Genomic DNA, 12613 nt, shown 5'->3' with positions numbered 1-12613 from the left:
GTCCAATAACGATTATATACTATTAACCTTTCGTTCCACCAGCCGTTAAACCTGAAATGAGGTAACGTTGTAAAAATAAGAATACTAACGCAATCGGTATAGCAATTAAAATCGAACCTGCAGCAAATCTTGTAAAATTGTTTGCAAACTGGTCAGCAATAAAGTTGAATAAACCTAATGCTAAAGTGTAATTTTCAGGATTTCTTAAAATAATTCGTGGCAGTAAGAAATCAGTAAATGGTGCCATGAAATTAAATAGTGCTACAACTGCTAGAATCGGTTTCGCTAGTGGTAACATTATTTTAAAGAATACTCCGAAATGTCCTGCTCCATCCATTCTTGCTGCTTCATCCAGTTCTTTCGGAATTGTATCGAAATACCCTTTCACTAACCAAGCGTTAAACGGAATTTGTCCACCTACATAAATTAATATTAATCCTGTTAAAGTATCTAATAACCCTAACATGTTTAATAAAATGTACAACGCAACCATCGCCATTAAAGCTGGGAACATTTGAAGTAGTAAAAATGCATACAAACCATATGTTCTACCTTTGAAGCGATAGCGAGAAAATGCATATGCAACAAAAGCTGTTATTACTACAGAGAAAAACGCATTTGCAACGGCCACAATGACACTATTTTTGTACCAAGTTAAATAATCACTGTTTGGATCCGTAAACAACCATTTATAATGTTCTAGAGACCAGTTTTCAGGAATGATGGAAGCACTATATAAACTTGTACCTGGATTTAATGAAATTCCGATTGTCCAGAGCAAAGGATAGGCAATAATTATGGCCATAAATCCGATGAATAGATAAATTAATGACACTTCAATCCGCGATTTTAATTTTCTGCTCATTAGATATTGCCCTCCTCTTTAAACGAACGAGTTCGACGGAATTGGAAGAAAGCAAATCCTGCAACAATAAGTCCTAGTATAATCGAGATTGCTGCTGCCATATTGTAGTTAAATGACTCGAACGTAAGTTTATATACCCAAGAGATTAGAATGTCCGTACCACCGGCATCTTGACCACGAACAGCTGGGCCACCTTGGTTGAATAAGTAAATAATATTAAAGTTATTAAAGTTTCCAGCATATTGCATAATTAGTAGTGGTGCTGTTGCATAAAGTACGTGTGGTAACGTAATGAAACGGAACTTTTGGAAACGTGTTCCGCCATCCACATCAGCAGCTTCGTACCAATCTTTCGAAATACTTTGTAGAACCCCAGTAAATAGAGCGAAAACGAACGGGAATCCTAACCAAGTTTGAATCATTATTAATGCTACTTTTGCCCAAAATGGGTCTGTTAACCACGGAATCATAATATTAAATGTACTTAAAATCTCATTATTAATTGCTCCGTAACGATCGTTAAACATTGCTGAGAAGATTAAAATGGTTACGAACGCTGGTACAGCCCAAGGTAAAATTAAAATCGTACGAATTGTACGTTTGAATTTCACACGTGGGTCATTTACGATTAATGCTAAAAATAACCCTAAGGCCACTTGTAACGTTGTTGCAACTAATGTCCAAGTAATCGTCCAAGCAAATACGCTAAAGAACGTATCTTTCCAAAGTGGTAACGATACCAGGTCTATGAAATTTTGAAACCCTACCCAGCTTAATAAGTTTCTTGGTGGGGAATTGTATAAGTTGTAATCTGTAAATGCTAATGAAACCATGAACAATAAAGGTAATACTACAACAAATAATAATAGTAGTAGCCCAGGAATAACCATGAAATATGGGAATCCATTGTCATAAAACTTTTTTAACGCATCTTTAACGGTTGGATTCGGAATCCCTTGTTTTATGTTTTGTGCATTTTTCTTTGCATCTAAAATATTAAAAATATAGAGAGTACCGAAAATAACGACAACAATAACGGATACTAACCCTTGTATAAGTAAAAAGACGGAGTGGTCTACCATTGGAATTTCACCTAGCGTAATTAAACCCCAAAATCCAATGTTGATAAAGTCAAAGAATGTAATTAAAAATGATGCCTGTATAACGATAAAAAGAATACCTTTCAAATATCTGCGGTTATAAATTTGTCCTAACCCTGCAAATAAAATAGAAAGGATCATGGCTAACGTTGGGTTATGCTTACTTGTTTTTGCTGATAGTTCGCCAGACATTTTAGATCCTCCTTTAAAGAATAATAGTGGATAGAACGGAGTGTTCGCTCCCTTCTATCCACCTTTCTGTATTACTTAGTTGCCTCCACCACTAGCTTGGATACGATCTTTAATTTGTTGTACTGCTTCTTCAAGCACTTCTTGTGGATCGTCACCATCAGCAATGAAACCTAATGCGTTTGCCACTGGCTCCCAAACTTGAGACATTTGTGGGATGTTAGGCATAGGCTGGCCGTATTGTGTTTGTTCAGCAAAAGCAGCCATAATTTCGTCGTTTACGATTTCATCACTCTCTAATGCTGTTTGTAATGCAGGCATTTCTCCAGCCATTTCATAATATTTCATTGCATTTTCATGCTTCGTAATAAATTTCATTAAGTCTACAGCCCATTCTTGGTTTTTAGAATAAGCGTTTACAAACCAAGCTTTAACACCTACGAAAGAAGGAGCAACTGTTCCATCTAATTCTGGAAGAGTAGTGGAACCTAATTTATCTCCAAGCGCCTCTTTGTACTGTGCTATTCTCCATGGACCTGTTAAAACAGCAGCGATATTACCATTTTGGAATTGGTCATTCATGAAGTCATCCGTAATAGAACGGTTCATATAGTCGTTCGCATACCAAGTTTGGATAAGTTCTCCACCTTTAACAGCACCTTCATTATCTAAACCGATGTTAGCTGAATTAAAACCATCTTCTGTAATTTCAAATACATAACCACCGTATCCAGAAAGGAATGGGTATGTGAAATAGAAATCTGTAGCGTTCATTACGAAACCAAATTTGTTATTAGCTGCATCTGTTTGAGCTTCTGCAACTTCCATTAATCCTTCAATTGTTTTAATTTCTTCTTCAGAAACTAAATCTTTGTTGTAGAAAATACCGTAAGTTTCAATAACTTGTGGTACTCCATAAACTTCTCCATCAAATGTTAAAGCATTGATAGCTGTTTCGCTATAAAGGTTAGCATCGTCACCTAAGTCTACTGGAGCTGCGATACCTTTAATAGCCATATCACCTAAACGGTCATGAGGTTGGTAAAATACGTCTGGACCTCTTCCAGCAGCTGCATCTAACTCAAGAGCATCTAACTGATCAAGCATAGACATTTTAGTCATTTTAACTTCAATACCTGTTTCTTCTTCATAAGCTTTTAAAATTTGCTCTAATGCTGCACTTTGCTCATCTTGGTCGTTAACCCAGATAGCTAGTGATTCGGGCTTGTCTGTACCCTCTGTAGTCGTGCCTTCTCCACCATTATTCGTTCCTTCGTTTGTGTCACGTTGTGGTCCACAAGCTGCAAGAACACCTAATGTAAGAATAGCAACCATCATCATCGCTAAAAACTTTTTCATTTTGACCCCTCCGTCATTAAAAAATGATTTCTAATATATTTTGTACAAACGTTTGCACTTTCATGAAGACGAATTTAATCGCTTACATTAGTTAGTGAAAACGATTGCATAACTTACACTTTTAATTATACATGCTTTTGCCCAATTGACAAGCAATTTTTATTAAAAATTTTTGAAGATTAATAGAACAATAGATTATTACTACTATTAATTATATTTTAATAGAATATTTTATTGTTCTTACATTGACTTTCTTTTCTTTTTTCACTACTCTTATGTTGAATGAAATGGCAATGAATATATTCAACCATTTTTTTCTCAAAAAATGCAATCGCTTGCATTATATAAGGAGAGGTTGAAATGAATAAAGAAGCTATCTATCATCGTCCAAAAAACAATTTTGCTTACGCATATGATGAAAAAACGCTACACATCCGAATTCGCACGAAGAAAGATGATGTGAATTCGATACAATTAATCCACGGTGATCCGTACATTTGGGAAAATAATGAATGGGTTTTCGAGACTAAACATATGAAGAAAAGTGGTTCTGATTCTCTATTTGATTATTGGTTTGCTGAAGTACAACCGCCTTTTAAACGTTTACGTTACGGATTTATTATTTCTTCTAATGAAGAAACATCCACACTAACGGAAAAAGGATTTTTTGCTGAAACACCGAAAGATTCTGGTTTTTACTTTTGTTTTCCTTTTTTAAATAAACGTGATGTTTTCCAAGCACCCAAGTGGGTAAAAGATACTGTCTGGTATCAAATTTTTCCTGAACGTTTTGCGAACGGAGACGAAACGATAAATCCAGCTGGTACATTACCTTGGGCTAGCGCTGAACCAACTCCTACCAACTTTTTTGGAGGAGACTTTGAAGGAATTATTCAGCATATCAATCACCTTGTTGAATTAGGAGTGACTGGCATTTACTTTACCCCTATCTTTAAAGCACACTCTAATCATAAGTACGATACAATTGATTACATGGAAATTGATCCGCAATTTGGTGATAAAGAAACTTTTAAGAGGTTAGTAGACACATGTCACGAACACGGTATTAAAGTAATGCTTGATGCCGTCTTCAATCATAGCGGCTATTACTGGCCACCATTTCAGGACGTACTAAAAAATGGTGAGGAATCGAAATATAAAGATTGGTTCCACATTTGGGATTTTCCTGTAGTAACAGAACCGAAGCCAAATTATGATGCATTTGCATTCGTTAGTAGCATGCCTAAATTAAATACGGAGAACAAAGAAGTAAAAGAGTATTTACTAGACGTAGGGCGCTACTGGGTAAAAGAATTTAATATTGATGGCTGGAGATTAGATGTTGCTAATGAAGTAGACCATCAGTTTTGGAGAGAATTTCGTACAGCAGTAAAAGAAGTGAAAGAAGACACTTATATTCTCGGAGAAATATGGCATGACTCTATGCCTTGGTTACAAGGGGACCAATTTGACGCGGTTATGAACTATCCGTTTACAAATGCTACACTCGATTATATCGCTAAAGGTACAACAGATGCTGAGGGATTCGCCAACGCTATTTCTAATGTCTTACACTCCTATCCGGCAAACGTGAACGAAGTGTCGTTTAATTTATTAGGAAGTCATGATACACCACGTATTTTAACGATTTGTAACGATGATAAAAATAAATTAAAGCTTTTATTCCTATTTCAACTATCATTTATAGGAGCTCCTTGTATTTATTACGGGGACGAAATTAGTATGACAGGTGATCAAGATCCTGGATGTCGTAAATGTATGCCATGGGATAAAGAATTGCATGATATAGATATGTTTGAGCATGTTAAAAAACTTATTCATTTACGAAAAACGTATAAAGCATTTGGTAATCATGGAGATATTCATTTTATTGAAGCCAATAATGATACAAACCATGTTATGTACACGAAAATGACAGACGAAGAGATTATTTACTTTATTATTAATAATAGTGAACAAGAAATTACTGTTTCCTTACCAGAGCAACTTACTGATAGTGTCATTGAAGATCTTTGGACTGGAAAAGAGTTTGCAATAGAGGCAAATGAATTACAAGCAACTCTAGTCCCTTACCAATTTCACATTTTAAGAACAGTTAAATAATATTTTCGGGGCTGTCCTAAAAGTCAGTAAAACTGACTTTTAGGACTTTTTTATACGTTATCCTAGTTAGGGTTCAAAAAATATTATTATTCCCTTCTAACTAATCGGCGATATTCCAGCGGTGTGAGTCCTTCTTCTTTTTTGAACAGCTTAGAAAAATACGTTACATCATCAATTCCAACTTCTTTTGCAATAGTAGCAACCTTCTCATCTGATTGCACCAGCATTCTCTTAGCAAGATTCAATCGATAATACGTTACATATTGAACTGGAGTCATTCCGATCGTTTTTTGCATACACCTCGTAATATAATCCGGATGAAACATTAGTTCTTCACTTAACTTTTTCATTTTAAATGGCGATTGAAAATAATCTTGAATATATTTCATCGCTTTTTCACAAACCTTTTCGGTTGCAGTCGGGATGGAGAAGGCTTCTCTTTGCAATTGGATAAAAAGTTCAGAAAAAGCAAGTTGTTTTTGCAAATAATCGTCTGGTGAATGATCTTGTTCTTTATCAGTTTGGATAAGTTGCTGTAAATGTTGCTCCATTATATCTTTTCTCTTTAATTGTCCAAATTGTGGAATAAGAAAGCTATATTCTGCAGGCTCCGTAAAAGTTGCCTCTTTTTTGTAAACATAAGACCAATCAATTGCTTGATCTTTGACAATTAAATGATTATGAAGCGGTACGGTAAAATGTAACCAAATAACATCTGTCTCTTCTTCACAATCTCTATATCCTTTATGCTCTGTATCCGGTACTAATATTAAATATTGACCAGGTCCAATATCATATTGTCTATTCTCTTCTTGCAAAAATAGCATCCCTTTTCTTACATATAACAAATCAAAAACAGGAAAAGTTCGATGGAAATGTCTAGTCCCTTTTTGAGCAAAGTATTGACCTCCAGTAATAAAGGTTGGGAATGGCGGAATCGGAAGCGCTATCATTGACACAGCTTTCACCTCAGGTCGTTATTTTCCAATAAAAATCGTTATCTTCTCTTTCTATTATAATGAAATCAAGTTAAACTATAAATTGCTTTATGTCGGATTTAGAAAAATTCTTGTCCTTATTTTAATGGTTATAGTAAAGGGAGTTGACATCTATGGAAGAAAACAAAACGAAAAAGCTTACTTTATTTGCGCTAACTTGGCCAATTTTTATAGAAGTTTTACTCCACATGTTAATGGGAAATGCCGATACGTTAATGCTTAGTCAATATTCGGATGACTCCGTTGCAGCAGTCGGAGTAGCAAACCAAATTTTACAAATGCTTATCGTCATGTTCGGTTTCATCGCAACCGGAACAACGATTCTTGTGGCGCAATACCTCGGAGCGAAAGATCGCCATTCAGCATCCGAAGTAACCGTCATTTCAATAGTTGCTAATTTAATTTTTAGTTTAGGAATAAGTATTTTTATCTATTTTACAAGCTCTAAAATGTTACTAATGATGAACTTACCACCAGAATTATTATCTGAGGCAGATTTTTATTTGAAACTAGTTGGTGTATTTTCATTCGTTCAAGCATTAATCATGACAATTGGTGCTACGATTCGTAGCTACGGTTTTACGAAAGATACGATGTACGTAACAATCGGAATGAATATATTAAACGTTATAGGTAACTATTTATTCATCTTTGGACCTTTCGGAATTCCTGTATTAGGTGTTGATGGGGTTGCTATTTCAACTGTCGTAAGTAGAAGTTTAGGGCTTTTAGTTATGGTTTATTTGTTATTTAGAAGGATTGAAGAACCACTACCATTTAGGAAAGTATTTTCTTTACCATTTAGTCATTTAAAGAACTTGTTAAAAATTGGGGTTCCTTCTGCCGGAGAGCATATAGCTTGGAACGGTGCGCAAATGGTCATTACTTATTTTATCGTTATGCTTGGGACAGAAGCATTGACTACTCGTGTTTATGCCCAAAACTTAATTATGTTTATTATGTTGTTTGCAATTGCAATTGGGCAAGGTACGCAAATATTGATTGGTCATCAAATCGGTGCTAAACAAATTGAGCTTGCGTATAAGCGTTGTATGAAAAGTTTACGGTTAGGAATTGTATTAGCCTTTTCTGCCGCTATTGTGTTCTATTTACTATCGGATTCATTACTTTCACTATTTACTAACAACCCTGATGTTATTGCTGTAGGAGGCACGTTATTATTGCTTTCGGTCCTTCTAGAGCCTGGGCGTGCATTTAATTTAGTTGTAATAAATTCTTTACGGGCAACAGGTGATGTAAAATTCCCAGTATATATGGCTATTTTATCAATGTGGGGACTGCAACTACCTATCGCTTACATTTTAGGGATTCACTTTGAGCTCGGTTTAGTTGGTATTTTTATCGCGTTCATTTTCGATGAATGGTTTAGAGGTATTATTATGTTAATCCGTTGGCGTTCAAGAGTTTGGGTGAAATATTCCTTTGTTAATGAAGTGGAAGAAAAAGAAAATAAACAAGTGGCAAACGTAATGTAACCTCCTAATTATTAGGAGGTTTTTTTATTCATTTTTCTCCTAAATCCACCAATGTAATAAAACCTCACATACTTGTAAACGTTTACGCTTATTTTTTTGAAAATTCGTATTGATTTACACTTTTTTTTAGCATACGATAGTAAAAACAAGAAAACGATGTTATAAAAGTTAACATCTAATAAAGGAGATGTGGCGAGGTTGAAAAAGGTAGAAGCTATTATTCGTCCAGAAACATTCCGAGCTTTACGTGAAATGTTAGAAGATGTCGGAATAAACGGTTTAACTGTCTCAGAAGTGGCTGGATGTGGACAGCAGAAAGGACAGCAAGGACTGTTTAGAGGTAATACATTTGAAATTAAATTACTTCCAAAAGTGAAAGTTGAAATGGTTGTAGAAGACGAGTTTGTGGATGAAATTATTCATATTATCCAAGATACTTGTAGCACGAACACAGTCGGGGATGGCAAAATTTTTATTTATCCGGTCGAAAATGCTATTCGAATTCGAACTGGTGAATCTGGTAAAAAAGCAATCGTGTAAACTAAAAAAGGAGTGAAATAGAATGAAGAAAAAAGTATTTTCATTATTAGCTGGGAGTTTCGTTATCGCATCTACTGCTTCTGCTGCACCTCCTACTGTCGAAACGCTATCCATCTCATTAGATATGGTATGGATTATGGTTGGCGCACTATTAGTATTTTTTATGCATGCCGGATTTGCAATGGTAGAGTCCGGGTTTACTAGATCAAAAAACACACTAAACATATTAATGAAAAACTTTTTAACCGTTTCAATAGCATCCATTTTATATTTAGCTGTTGGATATGCGATTATGTTTGGGGGAACGTTTCAAGGTTTAATCGGCACGAATGGCTTTTTCCTTCAAGGCCATGAAGGTGAAATCGGATTTTTCGTTTTCCAAGCAATGTTTGCGGCGACATGTGCAACGATCATTTCTGGTGCGGTTGCTGAAAGGATGAAATTAAGTCAATATTTACTTCTCACTATTTTGATGGTTGCACTTGTTTATCCCGTTGTTGGTCACTGGGTTTGGGGTGATGGGTGGTTAGCATCACTAGGATTCACTGACTTTGCTGGTTCCACAGTTGTTCACTTAACTGGCGCATTAGGAGCTATTGTTGCAGTTAAGTTTCTCGGTGCACGGATCGGTAAATATTCTAAAGGTAAAGTTAACGCTATTCCTGGACATAACATTCCTCTCGGTGCTTTAGGTGTATTTATACTTTGGTTTGGTTGGTTCGGCTTTAACGGTGGTAGCACATTAGCCGCAGATCCGTCATTAATCCCACACGTTATTACAACTACACTTCTTTCTGCATCCGGTGGTGTTATCGCTTCAGCTTTTTACACGCAAATTAAATATAAACGTATAGATGCTTCCCTTACTCTAAACGGTGCACTAGCAGGTTTAGTCGGTATCACTGCAGGAACTGGTGATGTCTCTCCAATTGGTGCTATCATTATTGGACTTATTGCAGGAATTATTTTAGTCGAAGGTGTTCAATTATTAGATAAAGTATTGAAATTGGATGATCCTGTCGGCGCAATTGCTGTTCATGGTATTTGTGGAGTTTGGGGAACGTTAGCAGTAGGTTTATTCGCTACTTCTGGTGGTCTATTTTACGGTGACGGTATTTCCTTACTAGGAGTTCAGGCGTTAGGAATATTAGCTGTTATAGTGTGGACGATTAGTGTTGTAACTGTTTATTTATTTGTAGTGACTAGAGTTACAAGTCTTCGTGTATCTAAAGAAGAGGAGATTTCCGGTTTGGACTTTGCAGAACACGGTTCTTCTGCTTATGAATTAAAAGAATCATTATTGTCTGATCAGCAATCAGAACCAAGTAGCGAATTTGGAACCGGTTTAGTACATCGGTTAAATAGCATAGGCACAAAAGCTAAAGCTTCCGAGTTTTAGAAAAATCAAAGAGGTTGGGACACAACTATTTTTATAAAAGTAAAAAACGAACAAAAAATAGTAGAGTGCAAATAACCCGCTCCGGAAATATACTTCGCTTTCCGCGGGCGTGTCTAGTTACGGCGGCTTGGCCCTCGAGACATAAGCCAGTCACTTTCGTTGGGCAAAGAGCGCCCAACTGCAGCGCCTGTCTTATGCTTGTCGGGCCAGGTCGAGCCGCCTTCACTTTTCGTAACTGGTGAGCCTCCTCGTGCTAAAGCACTGCTATCTTCTCACCTATGCCTCTGCTCCCGCAGGACAAGGAAGGCTTCGGCAGCGAAACATCGCACGAAGAAAAATGCGGAGGCATTTTTCGAGGAGTCTACGTATATTTCCTCCGCTAATTCTGCAATTGTTCGTTTTTTATCATGATCATTTTAGTTTTGTCCCAGCCTCTTTCTGTATGTAGTTGAAATACTCATTTTTTCACCTAATTATTACCCTAAACTATGTTTATCACAAAATACTTTAAAAACATATTAAAAACACTTGGCCGGTTAACCAAGTGTTTTTAAAATTGCTTTAAACTCTCAACTTTAAGATTTTATACTTACATTATACTTTTTAAACCATGTATCAATTTGAATTAAATGTGCTAACAATTGTGGACCTGTCATTAATTGCCCAAACCAAGGCACTCGGAATGTGTCACCATTTGAATCAACAATTTCATGAAGTTTCTTCTTATCGAGAAATTCATATAATGGCGAGTCATTATCTTTTAGTATATCTCCTAGCCAATTTTTCACTAGTTTCGTATAAACCGGATGATGTGTTTTTGGATACGGACTCTTCTTTCGATAAAGCACCTCATGTGGTAAAATTCCTTCTAATGCCTTTCTTAATATTCCTTTCTCTCTATTTTCGTACATTTTCATTTCCCATGGGATGTTCCAAACATATTCTACTAGTCGATGATCAGCAAATGGGACACGAACTTCTAGACTAGCCCCCATACTCATTCGATCTTTTCTATCTAACAGAGTCGTCATAAACCAGATGATATTTAAATAAAATAACTCTCTTCTTTTTGCTTCGACTGGATTTTCTCCTTCTAATCTAGGAGTCTCGGCTATTGTTTCTTCAAACTTCGTCGTAATGTAATCATCAATTTGCAGCTTTCTTCTCCATTCTGGGCGGAGTAATTCCATTCTTGCCTCTGTAGATCGCATCCAAGGAAAATTACTTGAGGCTAAATCTTCTGGGCGATGAAACCAAGGGTAACCTCCGAAGATCTCATCTGCGCATTCTCCCGAAAGTCCGACAACAAAGTTATATTTAATTTCTCGACAAAACCATAGGAGTGAAGAATCTACATCTGCCATTCCTGGCTGATCTCTTACTAATACTGCTTCCTTTAAGTTTTCTACTAACTCCTGTTGAGAAATAATCATATTATGGTGCACCGTATTATACGATTCTGTCATTTTTCGAATCCAAGCTTCATCCGAATTTGGCTGAAAATCATTCGCTTTAAAGTATTGATCATTTTCTTCATAATCGATAGAAAATGTGTGAAGTGGACCTTTGCCGCTTTTTTCAAATTCTTCAGCAGCAATAGCCGTAATCGCACTTGAATCTAACCCACCTGATAAAAAAGTACAAACAGGTACATCAGATACTAATTGTCTCTTTACAGCATCAGTAAACAAAAATTTAACATTATCTACTGTTTCTTCTAAACTATGTGTATGCTTTTTACTTTTTACATTCCAGTAGCGAATTACCTTTAAACCGTCTTTTGAAAATGTCATGAAATGTGCTGGTCTTAATTCTTTTATACTAGCAAATAAGCCATGACCAGGAGAACGGGATGGTCCTAAACCAAATATTTCGGCTAACCCATCATAGTCTACTTCGCTTTTGATACAAGGATGTGCAAGTAAAGCTTTAAGTTCTGAACCAAACATAAGCTTCTCTCCATCATGATGATAAAATAACGGTTTTACCCCCATCCGGTCTCTAGCAATAAAAAGTTTCTCTCTCTCCTCATCCCATATGCTAAAAGCAAAAATTCCATTTAAATGATGAACACAATCTTCCTTCCACTCTATATAGGATGTTAATAATACTTCTGTATCTGAATGACTATTAAAAGTGTAACCTCTTTTTAATAACTCTTTTCTAATATCTTCTGTATTATATAGCTCTCCGTTATAACAAATGGTGTAGGAAAATCCGTTTTTATTTTTTGTCATCGGTTGACGGCCACCTTCTGGGTCAACAACAACTAACCGTTTATGACCAAACCATACATATTCGTTTCCCCAAATATTCGTATCATCCGGCCCACGTTTCGTTAACGTTTCGGTCATTTTTCTAACCGCTTCCTCTTCATGACGTACATCTTTTCGAATATTCATTAACCCGGTTATACCACACATGCTGTATAGTTCACTCCTTTAAGTTACATGGGCTTAATAAACTGCTCCTTTATCCTATGCAAGTGGAGCCTATCAGATGTAGCCTTCACTGGAAATAGTATGTTAGCTTCTTTTACATTT

General features: G+C 36.1%; 9 protein-coding genes. 4 read left to right on the top strand and 5 right to left on the bottom strand.

Annotated elements, in window-relative coordinates; genetic code table 11:
* Window positions 1–22: 22 nt before the first annotated feature.
* From BC6307_RS04355 to BC6307_RS04345, 3 genes are all read right to left on the bottom strand, one after another.
* Window positions 23–865, bottom strand: coding sequence for a sugar ABC transporter permease (locus BC6307_RS04355; protein WP_066420092.1), 843 nt, complete (start codon window positions 863–865; stop codon window positions 23–25).
* Window positions 865–2157 carry a carbohydrate ABC transporter permease gene (locus BC6307_RS04350; RefSeq protein ID WP_066420094.1) on the bottom strand — a complete coding sequence of 431 codons (1293 nt, stop codon included), beginning with the start codon at window positions 2155–2157 and terminating at the stop codon, window positions 865–867. Before BC6307_RS04350 ends, BC6307_RS04355 begins: the two co-directional genes overlap by 1 nt.
* Before the next feature lie 75 nt (window positions 2158–2232).
* The gene (locus tag BC6307_RS04345; RefSeq protein ID WP_066420096.1) at window positions 2233–3513 is read right to left on the bottom strand and encodes a sugar ABC transporter substrate-binding protein; all 1281 of its coding nucleotides are present in this window, start codon (window positions 3511–3513) and stop codon (window positions 2233–2235) included.
* A gap of 360 nt (window positions 3514–3873) precedes the next feature.
* Between BC6307_RS04345 and BC6307_RS04340 the strand changes: the two genes are divergently transcribed.
* A complete protein-coding gene (locus tag BC6307_RS04340; protein WP_066420099.1) occupies window positions 3874–5637 on the top strand; it encodes an alpha-glycosidase in 1764 nt (587 codons plus the stop codon).
* Between the two features lie 86 nt (window positions 5638–5723).
* Here BC6307_RS04340 and BC6307_RS04335 read toward each other — a convergent pair whose 3' ends face one another.
* Window positions 5724–6590: an AraC family transcriptional regulator gene (locus tag BC6307_RS04335; RefSeq protein WP_235858263.1), complete on the bottom strand. Its 867-nt coding sequence runs from the start codon at window positions 6588–6590 to the stop codon at window positions 5724–5726.
* A gap of 158 nt (window positions 6591–6748) precedes the next feature.
* Here BC6307_RS04335 and BC6307_RS04330 point away from each other — a divergent pair, with 158 nt between their 5' ends.
* The 3 genes from BC6307_RS04330 to BC6307_RS04320 all read left to right on the top strand — a co-directional run bounded on the left by BC6307_RS04330 (window position 6749) and on the right by BC6307_RS04320 (window position 10070).
* On the top strand, window positions 6749–8131 hold the full coding sequence (locus tag BC6307_RS04330) for an MATE family efflux transporter (protein ID WP_066420103.1): 1383 nt from the start codon (window positions 6749–6751) through the stop codon (window positions 8129–8131).
* Window positions 8132–8329: 198 nt separating this feature from the next.
* Window positions 8330–8671 (top strand): P-II family nitrogen regulator, encoded by a 342-nt coding sequence (locus tag BC6307_RS04325; RefSeq protein WP_066420104.1) that lies wholly within the window; start codon window positions 8330–8332, stop codon window positions 8669–8671.
* 22 nt (window positions 8672–8693) lie between these two features.
* Window positions 8694–10070 carry an ammonium transporter gene (locus tag BC6307_RS04320; protein WP_066420105.1) on the top strand — a complete coding sequence of 459 codons (1377 nt, stop codon included), beginning with the start codon at window positions 8694–8696 and terminating at the stop codon, window positions 10068–10070.
* Between the two features lie 575 nt (window positions 10071–10645).
* On the opposite strand, the gene asnB is transcribed toward BC6307_RS04320, so the two are convergent.
* On the bottom strand, window positions 10646–12493 hold the full coding sequence (asnB, locus tag BC6307_RS04315; RefSeq protein WP_066421866.1) for an asparagine synthase (glutamine-hydrolyzing): 1848 nt from the start codon (window positions 12491–12493) through the stop codon (window positions 10646–10648).
* Window positions 12494–12613 lie beyond the last annotated feature (120 nt).

It is taken from the genome of Sutcliffiella cohnii (assembly GCF_002250055.1).
In the GTDB taxonomy this organism is placed as follows: Bacteria; Bacillota; Bacilli; order Bacillales; family Bacillaceae_I; genus Sutcliffiella; species Sutcliffiella cohnii.
This window is presented reverse-complemented; position numbering and strand designations above follow the sequence as displayed.

Excerpts from the sequence above, each read along its gene's own strand:
- BC6307_RS04330 (WP_066420103.1), top strand. The coding sequence starts at position 6,749 with ATGGAAGAAAACAAAACGAAAAAGCTTACTTTATTTGCGCTAACTTGG.
- BC6307_RS04335 (WP_235858263.1), bottom strand. The coding sequence starts at position 6,590 with ATGATAGCGCTTCCGATTCCGCCATTCCCAACCTTTATTACTGGAGGT.
- BC6307_RS04340 (WP_066420099.1), top strand. The coding sequence starts at position 3,874 with ATGAATAAAGAAGCTATCTATCATCGTCCAAAAAACAATTTTGCTTAC.
- BC6307_RS04320 (WP_066420105.1), top strand. The coding sequence starts at position 8,694 with ATGAAGAAAAAAGTATTTTCATTATTAGCTGGGAGTTTCGTTATCGCA.
- BC6307_RS04350 (WP_066420094.1), bottom strand. The coding sequence starts at position 2,157 with ATGTCTGGCGAACTATCAGCAAAAACAAGTAAGCATAACCCAACGTTA.
- asnB (WP_066421866.1), bottom strand. The coding sequence starts at position 12,493 with ATGTGTGGTATAACCGGGTTAATGAATATTCGAAAAGATGTACGTCAT.
- BC6307_RS04355 (WP_066420092.1), bottom strand. The coding sequence starts at position 865 with ATGAGCAGAAAATTAAAATCGCGGATTGAAGTGTCATTAATTTATCTA.
- BC6307_RS04345 (WP_066420096.1), bottom strand. The coding sequence starts at position 3,513 with ATGAAAAAGTTTTTAGCGATGATGATGGTTGCTATTCTTACATTAGGT.